We start from the raw sequence: 24,752 nt of genomic DNA, 5'->3' as shown, positions 1-24,752 counted from the left end.
CTCCTGGCCGACGCCCTTGAAAAAGTCGGCGGCAATACTTTGGGTAGGCTCGGCCGGCGAGAAGGTGGAAATTTCATCCCTCTACGGCTGACAAAGCCTCTTCTGGAGTGTGCTTTCCTGTGTCACGCAGCAGGTTCTTCTCCGCCGAGCGGGGCTGATGCTCAACTTTGGAGCCGGTCGGACTTTTTCAACGCAATCGGCCCATAGCTGACGCTGGTAATGTCCGCTTTGGGGAACGCCGATTGTTTACACCCTTGCGTAGATGGTGGGGCTCGCCTGTTGAGAACTGAAGGGTTTTTCGGCCTCTTTTGATCGAGCGAAAGGCGCCACTCTCATAGTCGTCCAACGCAGGGAGTGACCATGAACCCGAAAGAACTCATCGACCGTATCGTTTCCATGCCGCCGCCGGCTCAGGGCGTCGCCGTCACGCCGCCCGTCGAGGTCGTCGCGATGGTCGTCCGCATGGCCCGCGGGCTGAGACAGTGGAAGCAGGACACGCTCGCCGACTTCGCGCGCGTCAGCATGTCCACGGTAGAGCGCGTCGAGCGCGCGGAGCCGGTCAGCATCGAAAGCCTCGACCGAATCGCTCAGGCGCTCGGTTACGAAGCCGGCGCCTTCACAGCGCCGCGCCTGCCGATCCCCAGGGAAGAGGCGGCCGCGCAGATGATCGATCAGCTCGGAAATCTACAGCAGGTCGAGGTGCGCCCGTTCGAAAACCACCGCCAGATTAGGATGGTCGCAGCCACCCAGGCCTGTTACATCCACCGCCCCGAGGTAGGGGCCGCCTACGACGAGCAGGTAGCGGGCCTGCGGGAGTGGCTAGACTTGGCGTCCTTCGCATTGGGGCCTGATTCCGTTGACGGGGGCGAACCGATCCGTCGGCGTGCACTCTGCGACGACATCCTGGCCGCGGTTGCCGATCTGCGCCGCCGCGGCGTCACGGTTCTCGTCGGCATCGTCGACGCGCCAATCCCGGGGTTCGCCGACTGGAAGGTGGCGATCATCTCGCTCACGCCCAAGCTCTCCGATCCCGGCGCGCCCAAGCGCCGCGCCATCTTCGTCGATAAGCGCTGCTTGCGTCCCGGCCCCGGCTATCTGGACCACCTGTCCGACGAGGCGGACCTGTAGACAGAAATCGTTCGCGGGATGCGGCCGGCGGGATTAGTCGAACCGGAAGCCGAAGAGCCCGGTCGTCTCGTCCCGATCCGATAGCCGCGGTTCGATGATCGCGGCCTCGCGGTCGATGCCATCTTCGAGCTTCAGCGAATCGTAGATGTCGCTGTTCATCGTGACGATGTACTGCTGCCCGTACTCTCTGGCGGCAGCGGCGCCCAGACCGATGGCGCGCGCAACCTGCCGGGCATCGACGCCGTCGAAGAGGTGGCTGTCGTGGATGAGAAAGCCCGGCCCCTTCCCTCGCTTCGACCAGATGCAGAACAAGGCGTAGTCCAGGCAGAAGATCTCCATGCTGGAGATGCCCCCGCCACGGTCGCCCTGGATCGTGATCCGGAACTCCGGACCGTTCTCCGTGGCCTCGACCTCGAACTTGCCCTTCCGGTCTTCGTAGAGCTTTTTGATTGCCGCTCCGACGAGAAGGATGGCCTCGTTCAGCCGCTCGTGCCGGTTCTGGTGGTCGAGCTGGAGCCGTTGCTTGATGCTCGCTCGCTCGATGGTGAGCTCCGTGCCCTCGCTGGCAAGGACCGTTGCCGACTGGAAGCGATCGCGCAGCGAGGCGGCCTCGGCCTCGGCGTCGGCCAGCCGCCTCTGCAAGCCGACGAAATCCTCAAGAGCCCCGTGCCCTTCCAGCAATTGCAGTATCTCGCTCCGCTCGGCGTCCAGGACGGCGAACCGGTCCTCGCCCTTCTTGATCTGCCGCTCGGTCTCGTCGATCTCCTCGCTGAGATGGGTGCGCCTGTTATCGATCACGCTCTTGTGGAAGCGGGCGACGTCGTCGAATCGCCGAACGGCCACGTCCGGCATTCGATGCCCACGGCCGCATAGAGCCGGCCGACGTCGCTTCGCTCGGGAATGCGTTCCGCCTCAATGGCGTTGCGCAGGTGCGCGACAGTCTCGCGAAGCGGCACGGCGCGGCGCGAAATCGCCTGCATCTCTATCTTGGCCTTGGTGGCTTGGTCCATCATCTCGCGATAGGCTTCATGGACCTGGAACCGGCTCAGTTCCTCCTTGAGCTTGACCGCCCTCGCCTCGGCCTCGGCGAGCGCGGATCGTAGCTCGCCGACGCTGCCGATCACCTGCCCGAACGCGCCGTCCTCGACCGCCTTCTTCAGCTCTTCGAGCTGCTTCTCGCGCTTCCTGATGGACTGGAGCGCCCTGGGGATGCGCCAATCCAGACCAAGCAGGTAGGAGAGGTTCACCTGCCAATCCGGGCGCTGCTGGGCCTCGGCCTGGCGCTCGACGTAGGAATAGCCGCGCGAGCCCTGGCGACGGGCGAAGTAGCCGATCAGTGACCGAAAGCTCGGAGAGAAGCTCTCCTCGAACGCGGAGCCCTTCATCACGGCGGGGAAGTCGAACATGTGATAGGCGAGGAGGTCCTTCCACTCCTCATTTGATATCGACAGCCCGCCGATTTTCGAGGAAGAGTCAACGCCCGCTTTGTCCTTCTTCGCCGTCAGCTTGAAGTGCTCGACAGTCGCCGCGTCGATATAGATGCGGCTCGGCTTCGACCCGCTTCTCTCGACTTCGATGTCGCGACCCGCGACGCGGAAGGTCCCGCGGAAATTGTTCTCGATCAGGGCCTTGTGGCGCAGAAGACTGTCCGGATCGGCCTTGGCCCCGAGTAGGAAGTGGATGATCTCGATGAGGCTCGACTTCCCCGCGCTGTTGCGGGTCTTGGCGTCGTCTTCCTTCGACGACTTGTCGGACAGCAGGACGTTGAGCCCGCCGTGGAAGCGCACGGGCTTAAACATCTTCAGGTCGCTGTCGATGGAGATGATCATGCCGGTTCCGCTGGCCGCATCAGCCCGCCTGACTCATCGATGGCCTTGATCGCATAGAGGAAGGTAAGCGCGAGGACGAACCAATCGAACGAGATCGGGCTGGCCTGCTGGAGCGTCGCCCGCGACGCCCGCACGCGTTCCCAGAGTTCGGAGACGTCCCGTGGACGGTCGAGCTGGGCGAGGATCTCCGCGCCGACGCCGACGATGGCGCGATGCGGTGAAAGATGTTTCCCGGGAAGGATCATGCGGCAGCCTTGGAGGGATCATCCTTGAAGATGTCGCAAGCCTCAAAGAGATAGGCGAGGAGCGCCTGCGCGGCTACTTGCCGCTCCGGCGGAACGCTGCCTATCCCGGTGATATCCTCGTAGAGCGTGGTGAGGATTGCGTACGGAGGCAGGTTTTCAGTGTCGAGCTCGGCATAGCGGCGCGAAAACACCTTCGCCACCCGTTTCCCGAGTTCGGGGTCCGGATGCTGGTCGACATAGGAGGCCACGACGGACGCGTTACCACCCGCTCCGATCAGTATCCTTCGCCAGTGGCCCTCGATCCGGTTGAGCTCCAGCTTGTTCACAGGCGGCTGATTAGGCCGGGCATCGGCGAAGGGCGTTTCGTCCATGCCCTTTATGACGCCTGCCATCAGGGTCGCGACTTCCTCAACCCGCATGTTCATGCTTTCCTCGGACGAAGCCACCGGACCGAGCAGAAAGACAAGGTCGTTTTCGGGCAGCCCGAGCACGCGGTCGCTGAAGCTGGCGGGGCCGATTAGTCCGAATCGGTGATCCGAATGCTGGCGGCCGAGAGCCTCGATCAGTTCTATGACGTCGACCGGAATGCCATCGAAAAGATTATGGACGAAGTGCCATTCTTTCATGATCGCCGGCAGCTTCGACGCTGCGGTGGCGTAGTCGTCCTTGATCTTGTTTACCACCGTGGTCGTGTTCAAGGGCGTATCGTGTCGCTTTCCGTAGCACTGGAAGACCTGCCCGGAACCGCGAAGATAACCATCGCAGCCCTTGTCGCCGAGGCTGCCCATCGCCCTAGCCGGTAAGAAGTCGGTGCCGTGAAGCCGCTCCATCACATCGGCGAAGAATTCCTGGAAGCTGTCGCCGTGAACGCGTCGCAACCTGAGCTCAAGGCTAGTCTGCCACTGCATGCGCTGATGGGACGTCATCCAGTCACTCATGACCGCTCGCAGGTGTTGGAGAGGATACTCATTAAAATCCCAAGGCCCTTTCTAGGCAACGCCCCGCCCGGGTTATGCTCAAGCCTCGTCCGTGCGCCTGACTGGCCCAAATTGTAGCAAAAGATCGTTGGACCAAACTTTGAAACTCGTTTCCATGCGTTCTGCTTTCGCGTGATTATAGAAAGCCCCCGATACCCGCTAGGCATCGGTCTGGATCTCGTGAAGCGCAGTCAGGATCTGACGGACCAATCGATCGGCATCCTTCAATTCAGCATCCGAGACGGTCGGGTCCGAACGCCCGTAGGTAAGGTCGTCACGTCGCCTCGCCAGGTTCTCGATTTCCGTCCAGACGTCGTCGGTCAACGGGACGGCCTCCTTGAGCGCGTGGGAAACGCGCGGGGCGCGCGTCAACAACGTCTTGAGGCCCTTGTCGCCGACGGTCGATTTTGCCTTGTTGACGAGATACGAGCGGAGAGCTGACGTAAGCGTCAAATCGAGCAGGTTTAGCGCAAACCAATTCGCCTGTGCGAGTGGCTGCTTGGCAACGGTCTCCGCCGCGACGATGCCCTCGAACAGGCCGGTGACCCAAGGCGCCCGCTTCGACAGCCGAAGGTTCTTGGCCGCCATGCGTTCGGCCAGTCTCGGCCGGGACTTCGGTGGGTCCGGAAGGTACGATTTCGTCGCGGTGAGGAAATCGCCGATCTGAACATGCTCGATCTCGCCATCCGCATAGGCGTAAACCTTATCCGGCCAATCGCCCATCCAGATGCGCGAGATTCGGGCGTAGGCCGAGACGATGGTCACCAGCCAGTCGTGGAGTGCGACGAAAACGGCATGCTTCGTGCTGATATCAGACTTACTGCTGTTCCAGGGCATTGACGCGGCATCCCCGCGTAGGTGCACGATGACCTTGGTAAGAGAAATCTTTGGATGCGGCTTACCGGCCTGGCCGGTGGTGAAGCCGACGTCGAAGCTCTTCATGGCCGGTGCTACGAGACGGTCGTTGCAATAGAAGTAGACGCCGTACTCGCCGGCCGTGGGACTAGACTCACTGCTCAATCCCGCGAGTACCTCGATCTCAACGGTTCGTCCCTCCGTCGTTTGGATCGAGCCAGAGTATCGCCGCGGCCCATAATCGGGCGGATATGACCAGTCGTCGAAGAAGCGAGGCTCGACACGAACGCCGTCGAGTTCGAGCGACACATCGGGGCGGATAAGGAAACGGGCATAGGTCGCTCCGAGATGAATCCGAAGTTGCGCCGTGGCCTCCTCGTTCAGCTGCACGCGCAGTTTTTGCAGCTCGACCCGCGTCGTGTGGGGCGGAATGGGGTCGACCTCGAAAAGCGGCAGAGCCCATTCCTCGTCCTTCAACCATTCCTCGTCGAACTCGACCTGGTACGTCTCGCTCGAACCATGTCGGGTCTTAATACGGACATCCTGGGCGAGCGCGACGACGGCGCGCTTTGTGCCGACGCCGAATATGCCGATCGTCTCGTCCGTCGACGACGAGCCGGTCTGGCCAGGCCCTACGATGAAGCGCAGTTCGTCTCGCGGCAGGCCTCCGGCGTCGTCCTCGACCTCGATGGTGCGAAGTTCCCGGTCGAGTCGGACCTTGATGTTGATGCCGCCCTCGCGCCCGGCGCGGGTCCACACGTCGAAGCCGTTGTCGACCAGTTCGCAGATCGCCTTGTTCAGGTCGTAGTCGGCGATGATCGAGAGAAAGAGCCGCTTGGACGGTACGGCGTCCAGCGTTCCGACTTGGCGCTTCATCCTAAAATTCCCCCGGACCCGGCTCTTTACTATATAGCGAGTGCCGTAGAAAATTGCTCGTGGAAGTTATTGGAGGGGGATCGTGCAATACATAGACCGAGGCATGTTTCCTCCCCCACCACCCTTTCGCGGCGAGGCGGCGAAAGCCGAGAGGTTCGATTTACTCAGGTACATGTACGAAACCACGGAGAGGGTCTCACAAACGACCCCTCCGCCGCGCCGGTTCGACCTCGCGCAGGAGGAAACAGTCTCGGCGTTGCACAAACTGTTCAAGGGCAAATGCGCATACTGCGAAGCCCAGGGACATCTTAACGCGCGTCCGTTCCGTCCGGCCCAGGAAGCGGAGCCTTTGGCACGCTCAAAGTTCGCCCACCTCTATTACGCCTGGCTTCGAACCGACTGGGGTAACGCATATGCGGTGTGCAGCGGCTGCGCCATGGCGGCCGGCAACCAGTTTCCGACCGAGAAGCTTGATCGCGGGCCACTGCCGAGCACCGATCATCTGGAGGCGTTCGCCAACGAGAACTATGGACTTTGGCGGTTCGGTCACCAGGACCGCAAGAAACTCCTTGATCCGTGCGGGGATCGCAATTTCGCCAGTCACCTCAGCTTTAGCCTTTCCGGCGAGATCCAAGCGTTCTCGAAGATGGGCGCCCAGACGATCGCCGTGTTCGATCTTGACCGGCCGGAGCTCGTGAAATCACGTGCGGCCGCTTTCGAGTCCTACGTTGGGGTCCTGCTCGACGAGCTTGAGCGAGGAGTGTCGCCGAACGTCTTCGACTTCGGTTCCTTGGAATACGGCGGCGGATGGAGCCTCCTGTTGCGCCGCATCCTCAAGGCGATCGAGCGACGCGCGGATCGCGACGTGCGCTATCATCCCGACCGTGTAGGCGCCACGATCGCCGGCATCTGGAATACGCAGATCGGGCGCGACTCATTCCAGGCCGCCTTGGAGGACGTTCGGCGCCCCGTCGAACGACCGACCGTCGATCGCCCCGTGGGAAAGGGCGAGACGAGGCGCCTCGTCGGCGTCGAGGTAAGAAATTTCAAGGCACTGCAGGACGTGCGACTCCACCTGCCGCCCGCCGTCGCCGCGGACGCGACGACGGGACGCGATGCGGAAGCCTCGGCGCTGCTGATCCTGGGAGAGAACGCGGCCGGAAAAAGCTCGATCCTGGAAGCCATCGCGATGGCGCTCATGGACGCAAAAGTCCGTCTCGGCCTCGTCCGCTCCCCGAGGAACTTCGTCCTCGATCCTTCCCTGATGGGATCGGAGGGACAGAACCCGCCGCCGTTCGCGACCGTGACCCTGAACTTCGGCGGAGGGTCGGAGCTGACGCTGACGATCGGCGACGAGCTCGTCGAGGGGGGTGTCACCGACAACCTGCCGCCCGTCTTCGCCTACGGGGCGTTCAGGCAATATGCGAGCCGTTCGCCGCGAAAGCCCCCGAAAGGGCACGTGACCACGCTGTTCAAGTCGGACGCCTTGCTCGCAAACCCGGAGGAATGGCTACTCGGCCTTCCCGATGACGAGTTCGCCATGGTGGCGCGCGCGCTCCAACGCATCTTGATGATCGAGGGCGAATACGAGATCGTTCAGCGGGACGGGGCCAACCGCCGATGCCTCATCGCGACCAAAGTCGGCGAGGGATCGGATGCGCGATACGTAAGGACGCCGCTGAGGGTGGTATCGTCCGGCTTTCGCTCCGTGCTGGCCATGGTCTGCGACGTTCTTGCCGGTCTAATCGCACTGCAACCGACCTACGGCCGAAGAAGCTTCGGCGAGCTGGAGCCGGTCATCCTGATCGACGAAGTGGAAGCTCACCTCCACCCGCGTTGGAAGATGCAGATCATGGCGGCTCTCAGGAGGGTCTTTCCTAAGGCCGTCATCATGGCCACCACCCATGATCCACTCTGTCTCCGAGGCATGCACGACCAGGAGGTGATTGTCTTCAATCGGGCGCTGAAGTCGGATGAAGAAGGTCCCGACGCCTTCCCCGTGTTCGTCGAAACGATCTCCGCGCTGCCCAATGTCGAGGACTTAACGATCGAGCAGCTGCTGACATCCGATTTCTTTTCAATGTTTAGTACGGATGCGCCCGCCACGGAGCTCAAGCTCGCGACCCTCGGCGACCTGATCGCGAAAGAGGCCGGGCCCATTCCACTCACCGAATTGGAAAGGAGCGTGCTGCGGAGCCTACGAGACGATGTTCTCGCCGCGCTCCCGCTCGGGTCGTCCGAGGTGCAGCGCCTGGTCGAGGAAGCGGTGTTCGAACACGTCAAACGGCGCAGGGGATTGCGGAGCGTCCAGTTCGAGGGCCTCAAGAACGAGACGCGCGAGCGCATTCTCAAGGCATTGGAGGCATACTGACTTGCGTAAGGTCTCCAGAGGAAGCAAGCCGCCGCCTGCCGGGCTCTCCGTGCGCACTCGGGGCAGCACCGAGTTGGAACGCGTACGCGCGCACATGGCGCAAGTGCTTCCCGCGAGCGTAAATCGGAAAGCCTTCCCTTTCGCCGTATATAAGGCCGATAGTGTCAAGAAGCGGCTGGAGGAGCTCTTTCACGGCAAGTGTGCCTACTGCGAGTCCCTCTACGCCTCGCAGGCTCCCGTCGACGTTGAGCATTACCGGCCGAAGGGACGTGTCGAAGGGGATGCCTTGCATCCCGGATATTGGTGGCTGGCGGCCGACTGGGCCAATCTTCTGCCGAGTTGCCTGGACTGTAACCGCAGACGCAAGCAGAGCGTGCCCGTGGTCTCGACCGGTCTCACGGTGATGCAACAGGCGATGCAGACCGGGAAGCAGGACGCCTTCCCCGTCGCTGGAATGCGCGCGGGCCGCGAGACGGACGACGTCCTCGCCGAAGGAGCCCTGTTGCTGGATCCGACGCGCGACGATCCTGAGGACCATTTGGCGTTCTGGCTCGGAGACGATCGCGCATCCGGCGTCGTCTATCCCCTGCCCAAGCTCGGGGCTCCACCCGTCGCTCCGGACTTGCCTTTGGCCGACGCCGACAAGGTCGCGGTGGCGGTGGATGCAGAGGCTAGGGCGGTCAGCGTTCGCGGCGCGGTATCGATCCAGGTCTATGGTCTGAACCGACTGCGTCTCGTCCAGGAGCGGGCGCGCCTATTGACGCACCTTCGTTTCCTGGAAGGCGTTTTTTTGGAGGTCGGGGAGGTCTCCCGGAATATCGCATCGCTGAATGCGGCCGCACCGCAACCGCAATTGGCCGACGCGACGGACCGTCTCGATCGTTTGCAGGTTCGTATCCTCGATCAGATGCAATCGCTCGCCGAGCCCGACGCGCCCCATTCCTCTGTCGCCAGGGCTTATCTACGCGATTTTCGAGATCGCGTCGCGTCGCAGCCTTAAGGATTGCGAAGCGATCCCGAATGCCACGATCGCCTCGCGCCCGCTTGCAAGACCCAATGCGGAGAGGCGCGGAAAGTTGCTGCAGTTCGCTTCGCTAGGAATTTCCGGTTCCAGGCAGGGTGCAAATGTCCGGAAGTGGCGCTTTCGACTATCTCATTGTTTTCAATCGCTTCACCGCAACGGCGGGCGTGGAGCGGTCGTTTCTCACCCTGTGTCTGTTGAATGCGGGATCGAGGCGATCGCTCGAAACCCTCTTGCAAAAAAACCGCCGCGACTTTCGAGCTATTGCAAGGCGCGCGGCCACACGCAAAGGTAGTCTAGCCTCTCACCTTCAGCCGGCCGATCGCCATGACTTGCCATATCTCGATCCCGGCGTCCTTCCACGGTTATCTGGACTCAGCGATCGTGCGCTTCGAGAGCCGACATGCCGGCATCCGTGTCGTCTCAGGTGAAGCGGGCGTCGACCTCGAAGGCGAGCAAGCTGCAGATCCTGAACTGCGGGCTGATTTTCTGCATACCCTGTATCGCGAGAAAATCTATGCCGAGACTCTCTCGATGCGCCAGGCGCTTTTGCGCGTCGTGCTGCGATGAAGATTTGGCCGCTAAGATTTCGAGGAGGGGCGGCGGACGGCTATCTCTTCAGCGACGACGCCGGAGGGTTTTTCCGCGCTGACGCCACCTTCTTGGATCGGTACGTTTCGGGCGGGTTGACGGCACGGGACAAGGCTTTCCTTCACCTCGGCGGCCACGGTTTCGAAGAGGCCGGTGATTTAGCTCACACGAGCTTCGCGTACCGCTGGAGCCAACGGCAAGCCATCCGAACCGAATTTGGCTATGTGATCCTGGTGCCGACGCTCAGGTGCAACCTGACCTGCACGTACTGTCAGGTCTCTCGCGCGGCCGAAAACGCTCGCGGTTACGATTGGAGCGAGGACACGACCGAGGCCGTGCTGCGCTATCTCGATGGATTGACGACGAGTGACGTCAAGATCGAGTTCCAGGGCGGTGAACCACTGCTGCGCCTGGATTTGCTCGAAGAGGTACGTTCGTTCTGTCGCCGGCGGTTCACGTCGTCCAAGTTCGTGGTCTGCACCAACCTCCAAAGGCTGGGATCCGAGGAATGGTCCTTCCTCGACGCCCCGGACACTTTCGTGAGCACTTCCCTCGATGGCGCTCTCGCCACCCATACCCGGCAGCGAACGCAGTCAGCTTCGGCCACCGAAGGGTTCCTAAGCAACCTGGATCAGGCACTGGAGCGGCTGGGAGCCGACAAGGTTTCGGCACTGCCCACGATCGACATCGACGATCCCCTGACTTCGATGAGCTGATCGAAGCCTACAGCTCTCGCGGCATGCGCTCGATCTATCTGCGGCCGATCAATCACCAGGGCTTCGCGCGGCGCGCTCGGTCCGTCGACGCCGATATCGAGCGATGGAACACGCTCCACCGCGAATTCGTGGAGCACCTTGTCGACCTCAACTACCGAACAGGCGCCGGGCTGGAGGAATACTATTTCTCCCAGTGTCTGCGACGCGCGCTGCGTCCGGGCGCCGACGATCACGTCGATTTAAGGAATCCCAATTTCTTCGGCTCTGATTACGTGGTCATCGACCACGATGGAAAACTGTACCCGACGGACGAGGCGAGGATGCTGTCCCGGATCGGTCGCATCGACCTGTCCATCGGGGACGTCTTCACCGGCATCGCGGCGGAGAAACGGGACATCCTGAATGCGGCGTCGCTCAACAGCTTCGATCCCGACTGCATTCACTGTGCCTTCCAGCCCTATTGCGGATCGGACCTGATCGATGACCTCTCGCGGTACGGTCGCAGCGATCATGCGCGAAGCAGCACCTGGTTCTGCAGACGGCACACAAGTGTTTTCGATCATGTCTTCGAACTGATGTACCGGGGTGATGCGGCCGCCGATCATTCCCTGGCTCAGTGGTCAGGCATCGCGAACTGGGGTGCGCATCTGGCGCCCAAGCTATCATGATCCCCCTTCAGATCGCCGCGAGCACCCCAAGCGCCGGTCCATTTATCGCGCGCCTCAATTCCGAAGGCCGCGCTTTCGAGCTGGAACGGACGCAGGGACGAACCCCGTTCGATGTCGATCTTGAGTTCGTCGGATCGGGGAGGCTGGTTTATCGCTCCGCCTCGATCGAGCTTGAGCTCAAAAGCGTCGATGCCGACGATGTCGACGGAGACGTGGTCTTCGTGAACCCGGCGCGTGGTATCGCTCATCGCCTGGTTCGCGCAGGGTCGGCCCACAACACGTTCCTCATCACGGAGCGCTGCGACCAGCTCTGTGTGATGTGCTCGCAGCCGCCGAAGCGGGGTCATGTCGACATGTTCCCGTATTTCGAGGCCGCCGCTCTGCTCGCGCCAAAGGGTGCCGTTCTAGGCGTCTCTGGTGGCGAGCCGACGCTCTTCAAAGGTCAACTGCTCCCTTTTCTTGAACGAGTGCTGGGACAGCGGCCGGACCTCAGCTTCCATGTCCTGACGAACGCGCAGCATTTCGATGTCGATGATGTGAGTGCCTTGTGGCGGCTGCCCCGCGATCGCGTGACCTGGGGCGTCCCGCTCTATTCGAGCGACAGCGAGGTCCACGATGGAATCGTGGGAAAGGTCGGTGCCTTCCACAAACTCGCTGAAGGGCTGGCAATCCTGGCGAGATCGGGAGCTACGCTTGAGCTCCGGACCGTGCTGATGACCCGGAATGTCGAGGCGTTGCCCGCGCTGGCACGCTTCGTCGCTTCGCACGTTCCGTTCGCTACGAGCTGGGCGATCATGCAGCTCGAAAACATTGGGTACGGTCGGCTCAATTGGGCCGAGCTGTTCTACGACCACTCCCAGCGGTTCGAGCCCGTCGGTGAGGCGATCGACCTCGCGCGAAGCCGCGGCCTGGACGTCTGGCTCTATAATTTCCCCCGCTGCACGGTTCCGAGTGACTACCGGCAGCTCGCGCCTCCAACGATCTCGGATTGGAAGCGTCGCTATCCCGCGGCTTGCGATGGCTGCGCGGAGAAGGCGGAATGTAGCGGACTCTTCGAGTGGCACACCGATGATCGCGGCTTCACGAGGTTTGGGTTGCTATGAAGCGTAGGCTGTTCGCCATCCCGTCGCTGCTAGCGGCAGGCCTCATGCCGCTGAAGACCGACGCGGCGTCGTTATCCGATGGGGTCTCCGGCGCCGCAAGGCCGGATTCTGACAAGTCGTTGTTCGACGTATTCAGGCTTCCGCACAAATACATCCTGGCGCGGCACCGGAGCCATAGCTCCCATCGCAGTCATAGCTCGCATCGATCGTCGTCGGGCGGGAGCTATTACAGGTCGCCGAGCTATTCGTCCCCGTCTCCCTCCTACTCGGCGCCGCTGTATACGCCCCCGGCTTCGTCGGCCGTCCCGTCCCCATCCGTTCGATCGCCGGATGCCGGTTCCGCGCCGTCCGTCGGCGGTGGCGCCGGCAGGCCCGCGAGTGGCTCGCCGGCCCCTGGCAACCCCGTGATCTTGCCGGGGAACACCGACAGGTTCACAGCCATCGTCAAGCAGGTTCAGATGGCGATGCTGGCGTTCGGATATTACAGCGGGCCGATCAACGGCACCGTGAGCCAGGACACGCGCGATGCGCTGACCCGGCTGCAGACCGATTACGGCCTGAAGCCGACGGGCACCATTACCCCGCAAACCCTGGACGCGTTGAGGATCAGGGCTGATTAAAGCAGCGGTTACGCGGGGTGGATAGTTTGGTCGGGGCTGTGCGGGTGAGTGGTTCGATGCGTTTCGCGATGGTTTTGGCGGTTGTGTTCGGGGTCGGTGGTCCGTGCCTGGCACAGCAATCGAGTTTCTCCCAGAAGGGCGATTATCGATGGATTGCCTTGGCCAGTCGTCAGGCGGAGGACGAGGCCATCGGCGTCGCCAGGGCCTACCGCTACCTGCTGCCCACCGTGCGCGTCGTGCAGGCGACGAATGGTTGGTTCGCCGTCGTCGCCGGGCCCGAGAGGGTGGCGAATGCAAAGGCCCGTAAGGAACAACTGGTTCGGGAGGGCAACGCACCGAGCGATATGCTATTCAGCCGCGGCGACGGCTATGTGCGTGAGGTGTGGGCCCCGACGTCACCCAAGTTCGATTTCCAGCTGGAGTATGACGGCAAGCGCCCCCTGTCAGCCCCACTCGGAGAGGCTCGGTTCGTTGTCGCCAGTCGCAAGGTCGATGGAAGCAACATCGCCGGTTTGACCGTCTCGCAGCCCAGCCGACAGCCGCTCAAGTTCGAGCTGGACGAGGCGACCGCTTCCTTCCCGAATGCCAAGCTGGTGGCGCTCCGCCTCGACCCCGCATCGGACGACCACCAGCTGATGTTCTCGTCCTTCTGGGGCGGCGCGCATTGCTGCACCGTCACGAAGTTCATCGTACCGCAGAACGGCTCCTGGCAGGCTGTTTCCGGCAAGACTGCCGATGGGGACGTCGGCTACTCCTTCGAGGATGTCGATGGCGACGGGGTCGCCGAACTCATCCACAGCGACAACACATTTCTTTATCGGTACACCTACTATGCAGCCTCGATCGCGCCGACGAGGGTATCGCGGCTGAGCGGTACGAGGGTGGTCGACATTACGCTTGCGCCCTCGTCGCAACGGTACATGCGACAAAGCCTGTATAAAATGGAGCACTGGGCAGCGAAGAGCCCGGAGATGTGGCGGTCGAACGGCTTCCTGTCGGCATGGGTCGCGACCAAAGCCGTCGTCGGCGAGTTCGACGACGCATGGAGCCGGATGCTGCCGCTCTACGATCGCGGCTCCGATTGGCCGCTGACCGAATGTACCGTCGAGAAGGTCAAGGATGCGTGCCCACCCGGGCGAGAGATCACGGTGGATTTCCCGACGGCTTTGAGGAAGCATCTGGAAGACGAGCGCTACATCCCGCGTGGATCCGGCAGCGCGTCTGCCTCGACGCAGGTAGCAGCCCTTCCGAGTCCCTCGGCCCCGCTCGCTCCATCATCCCCTCAGCCGCCGCAGGTGGCGCGGACCTCGTCTGGGACCGGCTTCTTCGTCGGTAGCTCGGGGCAGCTCGTCACGAATGCGCATGTTGTCGAAAGCTGCCTCGACGCAAAGGTCCGCGGGCGGTCTCTTCCGGAGGCGAGCGCGAGGATCGTCGCCCGCGACCCGATCAACGACTTGGCCCTGCTGGTCTCGGAACATCGGAGCGAGAAGACGTCCTCGATCCGGATGACCGCGCGTCTGGGCGAGACCGTCGCCGCCTTTGGCTTCCCGCTCACGCAGGTTCTGGCTACCAGCGGCAACTTCACTCTGGGCAACATCACTGCCTTGGCGGGGATCGGTGACGATACCCGCTACATCCAGATCTCAGCGCCGGTCCAACCGGGCAATAGCGGCGGGCCATTGCTCGACGAGCAAGGTAACGTGGTCGGCGTCGTCACCTCAAAGCTGAATGCGCTCAAAACGCTCGTAGCGTCTGGCGATGTGCCTCAAAACGTGAATTTCGCCATCCGCGCTACGGGGTTGATCGCCTTCCTCCAAAGCAACGGAGTTAGTGTCGATCCCATCCCGAAAGGCGCAAAACTATCGCCTCCGGATCTGGCTGACGAGGCCGGGAGCATAAGCGTTCAGGTAAGCTGCAACGCTCGCTGAAGCCGAGGCCTCGATCGCGGCACGGCGATTTCAGAAGGTCTGCTTTCAGGCAAAGGCCCAATGTCCGGAAGTGGTGCGAGGCGAGCGCTACGTCCCGCAACATTTGATAGAATCATCCCGGATGCGGCATCCCAAGAGGGGGATCTGCCATGGATATCCAAGCGCAGAACCAACTGCCTCATCAGGCGTGGAACCTCGGGCGCATTTTCGGACCGAAACCACCTCTGAAGCCAAAGCATATCTGGGCGATACGCACCCGACTACAGCACGAGGGGCGCGTACGTGATCTCGCCATGTTCAATCTCGCGATCGACAGCAAGCTACGGGGATGCGATCTGGTTCGTCTTCGCGTTGGCGATGTCGTCCTCGGAGGCACCGTTCGCCTACGAACGGCGATCGTTCAACAGAAGACGGGGCGGCCAGTGCCGTTTGAACTAACCGACTCCGCCCGCGAGGCACTCACGGCGTGGTTGAAAAAGAGAGGCCCTCGTGAAGAGGGTTGGCTCTTCCCGAGCCGTAGCCGGCATGGCGATCACATCACAACGCGCCAGTACGGCCGTCTCCTCGACACCTGGGTGGCTCTAATCGGATTGGATCCCGCGCTCTATGGAACTCACAGTCTCCGCCGAACGAAGGTCGCGCTGATCTATAAGCGCACCGGCAATCTGCGCGCCTGTCAGCTCCTTCTCGGCCATACAAAGCTGGAGAGCACCGTGCGCTACCTCGGCATCGAGGTTGACGATGCGCTTCTCCTTTCGGAGCAAACGGACCTATGACACTGGGCACGGCGGGCACCCGCCGTGCCATTTTCTCCATTCGGCCAACGGCGCAATTGGGTCGGTTCCGGACGTTGAGATCACTTCCAAAAGCAGCCGCTCCCACTGAACGTAGACCCAGAGCTTAGGGCGATCATGCGCATAAAAACTAGCGATCAGCGCGTTACCGCCGAAGCCCAAAATCGCGCCGTAGGTTGGACGGGCGTAAGGCGCCGAGGCTCGCCCGGACGGGATCAAAGTCAGGTCCGGCTAGCCCGAGGAGCTCTGCAGCCCAAACCCTAAAAAACATGCCGGCGACGGCGCAAGCAAGATCCGGCTCGATGACCGCCAACGTGCCACGGCCAGCTTCCTCAGTAATGCCGCATGGCGGGTCTTCCCCTCCCCACTCTGCAATGTTGTGTACACTATGCCCACTTTGGGGTCAGCTGGCTAGCGCCGCGTCAAAAGCGTAGGAAAACGCCGCAAATATTTACTGCAGACTAATTGCTCTCGACCTTTGTTGTAGGCGGAGAGAAACTCCTTCTTAAAGTCGGCATTTCCCATGGTCATGGCACGCAATACCAAGCTGTTAGACATGGCTTCGCGATTGACTTCCGCTACCAATGCATCGTCGGCCAGTTGGACGTCGCGGCATAGGGAGGCCGCCTGACTCGCAACTCCGATCTGGTAGCCAGTCCTGGGCGACTGTGCGTTCGGCAATTCCTGCGCTGCCGCTTCGACTGCGATCGCCAACAAGGCGAGCATGGCCATCGCAAGTTCTCGTGCCAAGAATGCCTCCCTACGAGGGCAAAATTCTGCGATAATCGGTGTCACCGCTCTAATATCATGCTTTGCAAGTTCGGTTCTCGTACCGTCTGCACTGCATTGACTGCGACGAACAAAGGTTGCGCTTGTTTACAAAGCGGACAGGCAACTTGCGCGCCTGCCCGCTACTGCTCGGCCATACCAAGCTCAAACCGCGTCCGCTATCCAATGACGCGCAAAGTTCGGCTCTTCGTAACCGTGGGGCTTTTGACGCTTCGGCAATTCAATCTTCTGTCGCTTGACGGGCTTGTATGGAATTGATTCCAAGATGTGAGAAATGATATTCAGCCTGGTCTGCTGCTTATCGTCGGATCGAATCGCAAACCACGGCGCCCACTCCGTGTCGCTAGCGGCGAACATCTCGTCGCGAGCCCGCGAATAGTCAAACCATCGGCTGTATGATTTTAGATCCATCGGCGAGAGTTTCCAGAGCTTGCGCTCATCGGTCATGCGCCCCTCGATCCGCCGCGTCTGCTCTTCAGGGCTGACCTCAAGCCAATATTTCAGAAGAATGACCCCGGAATCGACGATGGCTTTTTCGACCCCAGGGACCCCCCTGAGGAAGCTCTGTACTTGATCGTCGGTGCAGAAGCCCATCACTCGCTCGACGCCAGCCCGATTGTACCAACTCCGATCGAAGATCACGATCTCGCCCGCGCCCGGGAGGTGAGGCAGGTACCGCTGCACGTACATTTGCGACTTTTCTCGCTCCGTAGGCGCCGTTAACGCGACGACCCGAAATGTTCGCGGACTGACGCGTTCGGTGATCGCTTTGATTGTTCCACCCTTGCCAGCCCCGTCACGGCCTTCGAAAACGATGCAGATCTTCGCCCCGGTTTCCTTGGTCCATTCCTGGAGCTTCACGAGCTCTATGTGTAGCTTCTTAAGCTTGCGCTCATAGACCTTTTTCTTGAGGCGCGTAGCTTTCTCATCGGTCATTGTGCGCTCCTTCACGACCAGCTCACGAAGAAGGCAACGTCGCCGGGAAGACCACCTGGCCAATCGATGATCAACGCCCGAAGCTTGTACTTGGCGGGCTGCAAGTGATCTTTCCAAAATTCATAAGCCTGCCGCGGCCTACCTGTAAGCGTTTCTGGCCAGTCGGCGTCAGAATTATTGATCGCACGCCCCTTGTCTGTGCAAAGTGAGTTTGGAAACCGCATCACCATTACTTCTGTTTGGCCGCGCCCCTCCGCCTCGCGCGTCATGCGCGCAATTCTATTTTTGACTTCGGCGATCTTTTCGGGTGTCACCTCCACTTTTTCTTCGAGCGTCTTGATCAGCTTCTTTCGAGCCTCCTCAGCCTTTCCCATAACGCCGACTGATTTAGAGGCATTGGCCATCTGCATCTCAGTCATATAAGTCTTGAGATCATCGGCGGACATAAAGGTCTCGTCGCTCAGGACATTCGCCTTGTCGGGTCCCGTGGTAGATGCTGATGACATTTTACTCTCCCTGTTTAGATTTTCGGGCTTTATCGGCCGCAACGATTATACGGAGTTCCAGTCACGTCCATTTCGTCGAAGTAGCGCCTGAGCATCCCATCGTTGGATAGCGACACATGCGCCTTGATCGTACTCACACCGACGTCGGTTGTGCAGGATAAGGATATTTTTCGACGTTCTCCTGCATTCTCACTAGATAATATTCGGCAGGTCGAGTTCGGCGTTGTCAGTCGCGACCCTGAGATGATTATTGCCGGAGCGAATATGTTCTTTGGCTTGCGAAACGCGATTCCCTTGGCCGCGTCCGCAAAAGCATCATCGCAAGAAACTCCTCCCTGAATCCAGGCTCCTTGATATCTAGAATCGAGTTGCGCGCTCCACGCTGTAGAAATTGAAGCGAATGCCGCTGCAAATAAAACCGGTTGGAGAGCGATAATCCGATACCTGTACATTGGCATTCCTCCTGTAGGCTTATTGGTTCCGAGCCCGATATGCCTGTTCTAGACTTTCTCGATCATCCCGGGCTTCTCAGGCCTAGTGGCTGTCAACTAAAACCGACGCCTCCAGCCGTCCTTTTTGGAACGCGGCAACTGCGTCCTCGAGGTCGTCAAAGATCATGTCAGTGCCGATTTTGGCCACCAGGCCAGAGCGAACGAGTGTGTCGAGCGGCTCGCTGTGGAGATCGACCACTCCGAACACGAGCCCGCGCTCCTTGATGAGTACCTGGACATCTTCGAGCATGACGGCCGCGGTGCTGTCGATCTGCGCGGTCGCGCTTGCGTCGAAGATGAACCATTTTGTCCCGGGGACCAGGTTCGCAAGGATGGCTTCAATCCGTTCGCGGACGTAGTCCGAGTTGAAGAACAGCAAACTGCCTTGCAGCAGATAAACGGAGAGCCCGGGGATGGGCTTCGCTTCTTTGTGGCGATGGAGCTTGTAGAAGCCATCGCGCCCTGGAATGCGGCCCAGCAACGCGTCGCGAGGCTTCATGATCTTCATGATGAGGTAGAGAAGCGTAGCGCCTATGGCCACGATGACACCCTTGAGAACGCCAAGCACGACGACGCCAACGATACTGAGCAGGGCAAAACCGAGCTCGATCCGGTTGATCCGCCACAAATCGCGCAGCGTGCGCAGGTCGATCAGGCCGATGGCGGCAGATGCCAGGACGGCGCCGAGCGCAGGCACGGGAAGTAGAGAAAGCGCGCCCGAGAGGAACAGGACCGCGATCGCCAGGGTCACTGCCGAAACAATCCCAGCGAGCTGCGTCTTGCCACCCATCAAGTCATTGATAGCCGTCCGGGAGTCCGTGGCGGTCACCGCGAAGCCACCAAACAGCCCGGAGGCTACATTCGCCGCGCCAAACCCCAGGAGCTCCTGATTGGCGTCCACCGCGTATCTATTCTTCGTGGCGAAGCTCCGAGCGGTCAGGATGCCCGACCCGAAGCTCACGATCAGCACGGCGAGCGCGCCCAGGACGAGATCGCTGATCGAAACGCCTTGGGGAATTGGCAGCTTCAATGAGGGTAGCTGCGAGGGGATGGCACCGACGACCTGGATCCCCATTCCCCGAAAATCAAAGGCGGCCGACAGCACAGTTGCTAGGCCCACCGCGACCAACGGGCCTGGAATGGCAGGCCGCCATGCGCCGAGCAGCCGAAGAAGCACAAAAAGCCCGCCGCCGAGCGCCAGGGATGGCCAGTGAATGAAGCTCGACTTCCCTGCGAGTTCAAATAAGGGCCTGAGGAGACCGGCACTCTCAATCTTGACGCCCGTGAAGCGGCCGAGCTGGCCGACGAGGATCGTCAGAGAGACGCCCGTCATGAAGCCGACCAGGATCGGCAGCGACAGGAAGTTTGCGATGAGGCCGAGCCGCAGGATGCTCGCGAGGAAGCAGAGCAGGCCGACAATCAGGGCGATTGCAGCAGATGCGGTGATGAGGTCTTCAGTCGATGATAGTCCAAAAGACAGGAGCACCGCCGCCAGCATCGTTACCGTCGCCGCATCGGGTCCGACGATGATCTGCCGCGACGGACTCAACAGTGCATAGCCAAGGAGAGGCACGATACTCGAATACAGGCCAACCTCTGGCGGCAGGCCTGCCAGAGCGGGATAGGCGATCGCACTGGGCAGTCCGACCGCTGCAATGGCGAGCCCGGAGGTCAGGTCGTAGCGCAGCCATCCGCGCCGGTATCCCTTCAAGCTCGGGAGAACAGGAGGGATCGGCATACCAGACCCTCCTACCGAATCTGGATGTTAGCAAGGTGGGGGCGCACTGCGTGCTCCGATCCGTGCCAAGAGGCGCTGCCCTGCGGCTGGATCTCGGGCACCTCATTCCAGCCGGGCTCGAGGCCGGTCACATCTGGCGGGAGACGGGCGATACCGCGCTTGGTGCCGATGTCATTGGCGGCTTGAGCTCTGACATTCTCAGACATCGCGATTGTTCCCGGACGCAGGTCACACACCTAGCTGGGCTCAAATTGTCTGTATTTATTCTAAGGTAGTATGTTGACCGAAAGAGGGGCTGTCTAGAGCTTAGACGAGCTGTTGGTTTTCGATGAGAGGCGCATCGGCAAGTTTGACTGAAAGTAAATGGGCAAGCTTGCCCCTGCAGCCAAATGCTTGGCTTGTTGGGTAAAAGCTGACCAGGCCGTCCTACCTGGCGCTCGCAGCGCGGCTGCTACTCTTCCGAGCAATCTATCCCGAAGGCTAGCATTTACGTTAGGTGCCAATGCACTAGCCCAAGCCCACTTGGAAACGAAATTGAGTGTTCTAATCCTTAAGGGTCGCCTTTCCCGACCGTTTGCGAGACCAGATGAAAGGCGAAAGTGCAGCGAGCGCGATAAATGAAGTCAATAATAAAACCCCAACACCCATTTGGACGAGCCCAAACCGATGTGCGTCCGGAGCAACAATCCACCCTGCGACGGTGCCAGAAATTTGCACCACAACTCGGACGATCCAGTCGAACATGCGGGCATCCACCTTTCGAAGGTCGAGTAGGCGAAAGATGCTTCAAACCAATTGCGACGGGACAAGAAAGTAAGTGGAACCAGTCACGTCCGTAACGAAACGCCGTCAGCGGAACGGGTATATCAGTACTGGTCGTGCGTTAGCCGCGGATAGCCGACTGACCTTAAGCTGCGAAGGGGCCTGCCCGCAAGCAGGCCTTCGGAATGTAGGAAATGGGCCAACCCAGGCTGCGCCAATTGTCAAAATGCCCCCCGAAGCGGACATCACCGGCGTCAGGAATGGGTCGGGAGCGGTCCTTGCCGAGTTGCCAGAGACATGCGCATCTACGATTGCGGTGCTGCGCGTGAGTGGAAAAGCCAGATGGCTGGGAGCGGAGAAGCAAGCCGATCTTTCGGCGAAAGGCTTTTCAAGATTTTCTGGTTTATCGCTCTGATATGCGTGGTGGCGATTTGGGGAGCAGGATGGGCGCTCGCAATTTATGCGTTCATTATTTTGGTGATCCTCGCTCTCGTAAAATTCTACCCTCGCGGTGGCGATAAGGGATCGGCATCTGTCGTTGAGCGCCGCTCCACGCTCAAGGCCCTCGCTGTTACGTTGGCGTTTTTGATCGTTGCGAGCATTGGCTCTTTTTTGCTTTTCCCCCTTCGATGAAGGAGCGACCAACCTCGCCCGCGAATGACTGTTTAGGGTCGATTGTGTTGAAAAAGTCGGCCGCAATACTTGGGGCAGGGTCGGCCAGCGCGAAGGTAGAAATTTCATCCCACTGCGGCTGACGAAGCCTCCTCTGGAGCACGTTTCTCTGAGCCGCACAGCAGGTTCTTCTCCGTCGAGCGGGGCTGACGCTCAACTTTGGAGCCGATCGGACTTTTTCAACACAATCGGTCGGGAGCGGGCGTCCTCCGGACGATGAGGAATGTCCGGTTCCGGGCAGTCTCTCAATGTCCGCAGCTGGGCGCACAGCACGCATCGGATGTAGGATTTGTAGGCACTATCGCGGAGATTAAGGCGCCGTTCGGCTGCTGCGGCTCGAAATATTTCCGGTCACTGGCTCTTCGCATCGACCGTAAGTTGTATCCAGACGACGGATAGCCCTGCGCACGGCGCGCGTACTCTGCATAGCTTTGAGCATGTCGAATGACACAGGTCGGCTGAACAGGAATCCCTGCGCGATATCCGCACCCGCCGCCGTGACGAAATCGAGTTCTTCCGAAACCTCAACGCCCTCGACGATGGAGTGAAAGCCCAGCGATTGCGATAGCGCCAGGATGGTTCGGACGATCGCTTGCTGTTCGGCGCTACGATGAATGCCGGCGATCAACGATCGATCGATCTTCAGCGTATCTACCGGTAGACGCGCCAGCATCGAAAGGTTTGAGTATCCCGTGCCAAAATCATCGAGGGAGAAGTGCACCCCCGCTCGTCGTAGTTTCACGATCTGGCTCTGGATGACGTCGGACGCTCGCATGGCTACCGATTCCGTAATCTCGATTTCGAGCCGGTCGAGAGGGAAGTCGGCCTGTGCCAGGCAAGCCTCGATTCGATTCGAGAAAGTAGGATCTTCCAGTTGAAGCACCGATACGTTCACGGCAATCCTAAGGTCGCCGCTTTCGCGCACGAGCGCCGCTGTTTCGGTTACGGCTTGCTTCAATACGAAATGTCCCAGGTCGGATATTAGACCCGCGTCCTCGGCGACGCCGATGAACTTGCCCGGCGGAATGTCCCCCAACGTGGGGTGACGCCAGCGCACCAGCGCCTCTGCGCCCACGATCCGCCCATCCCGCAAGGAGAACAGCGGCTGGTAAAGCACGCTCAGGGTCCGATCACTCAAGGCGATGCGAAGTTCGTGTTCGATCGCAAGCCGCTCCTGCATCAGCGCCGCGGCATCTGCAGTGAAGAAGGCGTACGAGTCTCGTCCCGAGCGCTTGGCCTCGTACATCGCCACGTCGGCACTGATCAGCAGATCGTCGTACGATCTGCCGTCGCGACCAGCAATGGCGATACCGACGCTCGCTCCCACGGTCATATGCGCCGAGCCGATGGCAAAGCTTTCACCTAGTCGTCCGATGAGGTCTTCGACAAGACTTTTCAGCAGGGGCTCGGCCGCGGGAACATCGAGGACCGCGAGGAATTCGTCCCCGCCGAGCCTACCTATGCGGAAGGCGCCGATCACATTCGATTGAACGCGACTATCGAAGAAGTCGACGAGCCTCCGCGCCAGAGCTCCGAGAAGCATGTCGCCAGTCTTGTGGCCGAACGTGTCGTTGATCGACTTGAAGCGATCAAGATCGATGAAGAGGAGCACGACGTCGGACCTCCCTGACGTCAGCGCCTCCATACCGTCGATCCGCAGCTTGGCACGGTTGGGTAGACCCGTGACAGGATCGAAGAATGCCAGCTTTCGGGTCTGGCCGAGGCTCTCGCGCAGGTTCGCAAGCATGACCTCGAACGCTTGGCCGAGGCTTCGCACCTCGCCGACGCCGATGGCGCGGAAGGGCACGTCGAGGTCTCCACGCGCGACGGACGCAGCAGCCGTTGCGAGCTGCGGCAAACCTCGGGTGACCCGCCTGACGGCTACGAGCACTACGGAGACGAGGATGCCGAGCGAGCCCGCCGCGAGCACGAGGAACCACGTAAAGAGGGCGCCGGCTTGTCGCTCGCTAACGCGAAGCATTTGATGCTGCGCTTCCTGGACCTCCGAAGCCTCGACGTGGGCACAAACCAGGAGGCCAAGGTCGTGCGCCGCGCAGCGGCCGACGCGATTACCACCGGAGGCGGAGATCAGCTCGTCGTCCGCGAGTTCCACGGTTGCATGAAAATCGAAGGCGGGGAGACCGCCTGAGGACAGAGCGATGTTTCCATCCATCACCAGGACGCCGGCATTCACGATGCTTGAGAACTGCTCGAACGTGCTCTCGGATGGAGCCAGCGAACGTATCCCGATTAGCACCCCTGCAACGTCGCCAAAATCGTCGAAAACCGGCTCGAAGGCGAAATGGGCGACGGACCTTCCGACTGGCATGCCAATAGCGCGATCATCGTTGGGCATCACGCGCAACGTCGTCCGATCGGACCTCCTATCGCTACGCCGATTACTTGTCAGGATCGAAGCGATACGATCGTTGAGCCCTAATCGAGCGATCGCCTCCCCAGCGACGAGGAGGTCGGTCGTCCTGCTCGATCCTATGATGTTTCCGGCCGCATCGCCGACCAGAAATGCATCGAGCTCGCCCGTGACGCTTGCAGGGTGCAACAGTAGCTGCATGGCAACCGAGTTTGCCGAGACGACGGCCTTCACCACGTCCTGTCGCTGCGAGAGATATCGCGTCTGACGATGAGCTTCTTCGAATAGTACTCGCAATCGGGCTTCGGCCAGACGTGCCTCACCGTCGAGCTTCCGAGCCAGCTGCTGGCGGGATAGTTGGGCAAGTGCGGTCGCCTGTTCGTCAGCGTCGGCCCTTAAACGAACGAGCGAGACCACTCCTACGATTGCAAAGGTCAAGGCGCCGGTCAGAAGCACGACCCATGCGAGGTGCGCGCCGACATGGGTGTCGGACATTCGCGTACCTAGCCAGGACGATACGGATGGCGCCGCTTGGGACAGCAGACGACGGCAGTTTGCCCGCAGACCTCCGGCGATCTTCACCGGCTTAGGTGCGACCTCCATCGGTTCGCTTTGGGCTTTTTCCGGCACCAGGCCGCCCTCTCGGATGTTCGCGCCAGTCGACGTTAGGGGCAAAGCATGAAGTCGAGGTAAAATCGAATGCGCGAAAGGAACGCGAACATGTTTCGCGGCTACGGTCAGCAATCGTTTACGGGGCAGCAGGTA

At 60.7% G+C, this 24,752-nt stretch carries 21 protein-coding genes; 11 read left to right on the top strand and 10 right to left on the bottom strand.

Annotated features, from left to right (window positions below):
• Positions 1-360 precede the first annotated feature (360 nt).
• Complete coding sequence (locus tag QO058_RS18985; protein WP_284167826.1) at positions 361-1,128, top strand: helix-turn-helix domain-containing protein; 768 nt, start codon at positions 361-363, stop codon at positions 1,126-1,128.
• Positions 1,129-1,161: 33 nt separating this feature from the next.
• Here the strand turns inward: QO058_RS18985 and QO058_RS18980 are convergent, their stop codons facing one another.
• The 5 genes from QO058_RS18980 to QO058_RS18960 form a co-directional block, all read right to left on the bottom strand.
• Positions 1,162-1,971 carry an ABC-three component system protein gene (locus QO058_RS18980; RefSeq protein WP_284167825.1) on the bottom strand — a complete coding sequence of 270 codons (810 nt, stop codon included), beginning with the start codon at positions 1,969-1,971 and terminating at the stop codon, positions 1,162-1,164.
• The gene (locus QO058_RS18975; RefSeq protein WP_284167824.1) at positions 1,923-2,957 is read right to left on the bottom strand and encodes a hypothetical protein; all 1,035 of its coding nucleotides are present in this window, start codon (positions 2,955-2,957) and stop codon (positions 1,923-1,925) included. Before QO058_RS18975 ends, QO058_RS18980 begins: the two co-directional genes overlap by 49 nt.
• Complete coding sequence (locus QO058_RS18970; protein ID WP_284167823.1) at positions 2,954-3,202, bottom strand: ABC-three component system middle component 6; 249 nt, start codon at positions 3,200-3,202, stop codon at positions 2,954-2,956. Before QO058_RS18970 ends, QO058_RS18975 begins: the two co-directional genes overlap by 4 nt.
• Positions 3,199-4,128, bottom strand: coding sequence for an ABC-three component system protein (locus QO058_RS18965; protein WP_284167822.1), 930 nt, complete (start codon positions 4,126-4,128; stop codon positions 3,199-3,201). Before QO058_RS18965 ends, QO058_RS18970 begins: the two co-directional genes overlap by 4 nt.
• Positions 4,129-4,338: 210 nt before the next feature.
• On the bottom strand, positions 4,339-5,910 hold the full coding sequence (locus QO058_RS18960; RefSeq protein ID WP_284167821.1) for an ATP-binding protein: 1,572 nt from the start codon (positions 5,908-5,910) through the stop codon (positions 4,339-4,341).
• A 172-nt stretch (positions 5,911-6,082) separates the two neighbouring features.
• Between QO058_RS18960 and QO058_RS18955 the strand changes: the two genes are divergently transcribed.
• The 9 genes from QO058_RS18955 (at position 6,083) to QO058_RS18915 (ending at position 15,704) form a co-directional block, all read left to right on the top strand.
• Positions 6,083-8,281 (top strand): AAA family ATPase, encoded by a 2,199-nt coding sequence (locus QO058_RS18955; RefSeq protein ID WP_284167820.1) that lies wholly within the window; start codon positions 6,083-6,085, stop codon positions 8,279-8,281.
• Position 8,282: 1 nt separating this feature from the next.
• Positions 8,283-9,281, top strand: coding sequence for an HNH endonuclease family protein (locus QO058_RS18950; RefSeq protein WP_284167819.1), 999 nt, complete (start codon positions 8,283-8,285; stop codon positions 9,279-9,281).
• A 405-nt stretch (positions 9,282-9,686) separates the two neighbouring features.
• A complete protein-coding gene (locus QO058_RS18945) occupies positions 9,687-9,872 on the top strand; it encodes a hypothetical protein (protein ID WP_284167818.1) in 186 nt (61 codons plus the stop codon).
• Positions 9,869-10,609, top strand: coding sequence for a radical SAM protein (locus QO058_RS18940; protein WP_284167817.1), 741 nt, complete (start codon positions 9,869-9,871; stop codon positions 10,607-10,609). The genes QO058_RS18945 and QO058_RS18940 overlap by 4 nt, the downstream gene beginning before the upstream one ends.
• Positions 10,610-10,632: 23 nt before the next feature.
• Positions 10,633-11,277 (top strand): hypothetical protein, encoded by a 645-nt coding sequence (locus QO058_RS18935; RefSeq protein ID WP_284167816.1) that lies wholly within the window; start codon positions 10,633-10,635, stop codon positions 11,275-11,277.
• A complete protein-coding gene (hxsC, locus tag QO058_RS18930) occupies positions 11,274-12,380 on the top strand; it encodes a His-Xaa-Ser system radical SAM maturase HxsC (RefSeq protein WP_284167815.1) in 1,107 nt (368 codons plus the stop codon). Before QO058_RS18935 ends, hxsC begins: the two co-directional genes overlap by 4 nt.
• Positions 12,377-13,000 (top strand): His-Xaa-Ser repeat protein HxsA, encoded by a 624-nt coding sequence (gene hxsA / locus QO058_RS18925; protein WP_284167814.1) that lies wholly within the window; start codon positions 12,377-12,379, stop codon positions 12,998-13,000. Before hxsC ends, hxsA begins: the two co-directional genes overlap by 4 nt.
• Positions 13,001-13,056: 56 nt before the next feature.
• Positions 13,057-14,928, top strand: a complete 1,872-nt coding sequence (locus QO058_RS18920; protein WP_284167813.1) for a S1C family serine protease — start codon at positions 13,057-13,059, stop codon at positions 14,926-14,928.
• Positions 14,929-15,077: 149 nt separating this feature from the next.
• Complete coding sequence (locus QO058_RS18915) at positions 15,078-15,704, top strand: tyrosine-type recombinase/integrase (protein WP_284167812.1); 627 nt, start codon at positions 15,078-15,080, stop codon at positions 15,702-15,704.
• Positions 15,705-16,133: 429 nt separating this feature from the next.
• Here QO058_RS18915 and QO058_RS18910 read toward each other — a convergent pair whose 3' ends face one another.
• From QO058_RS18910 to QO058_RS18895, 4 genes are all read right to left on the bottom strand, one after another.
• A complete protein-coding gene (locus QO058_RS18910; RefSeq protein ID WP_284167811.1) occupies positions 16,134-16,454 on the bottom strand; it encodes a hypothetical protein in 321 nt (106 codons plus the stop codon).
• Positions 16,455-16,655: 201 nt separating this feature from the next.
• Positions 16,656-17,447 (bottom strand): polyphosphate kinase 2, encoded by a 792-nt coding sequence (ppk2, locus tag QO058_RS18905; protein WP_284167810.1) that lies wholly within the window; start codon positions 17,445-17,447, stop codon positions 16,656-16,658.
• Positions 17,448-17,458: 11 nt separating this feature from the next.
• Positions 17,459-17,953: a hypothetical protein gene (locus QO058_RS18900; protein ID WP_284167809.1), complete on the bottom strand. Its 495-nt coding sequence runs from the start codon at positions 17,951-17,953 to the stop codon at positions 17,459-17,461.
• 534 nt (positions 17,954-18,487) lie between these two features.
• On the bottom strand, positions 18,488-20,182 hold the full coding sequence (locus QO058_RS18895; protein ID WP_284167808.1) for a SulP family inorganic anion transporter: 1,695 nt from the start codon (positions 20,180-20,182) through the stop codon (positions 18,488-18,490).
• Between the two features lie 1,059 nt (positions 20,183-21,241).
• On the opposite strand from QO058_RS18895, the gene QO058_RS18890 reads away from it, so the two are divergent.
• On the top strand, positions 21,242-21,577 hold the full coding sequence (locus QO058_RS18890) for a hypothetical protein (protein WP_284167807.1): 336 nt from the start codon (positions 21,242-21,244) through the stop codon (positions 21,575-21,577).
• Between the two features lie 349 nt (positions 21,578-21,926).
• On the opposite strand, the gene QO058_RS18885 is transcribed toward QO058_RS18890, so the two are convergent.
• Positions 21,927-24,617, bottom strand: coding sequence for a putative bifunctional diguanylate cyclase/phosphodiesterase (locus QO058_RS18885; RefSeq protein WP_284167806.1), 2,691 nt, complete (start codon positions 24,615-24,617; stop codon positions 21,927-21,929).
• Between the last annotated feature and the right edge of the window lie 135 nt (positions 24,618-24,752).

Source organism: Bosea vestrisii (assembly GCF_030144325.1).
GTDB classification, from domain to species: domain Bacteria; phylum Pseudomonadota; class Alphaproteobacteria; order Rhizobiales; family Beijerinckiaceae; genus Allobosea; species Allobosea vestrisii_A.
Note: the sequence above shows the minus strand (reverse complement) of the source record. Positions and strands in the feature narration are given on the sequence as shown.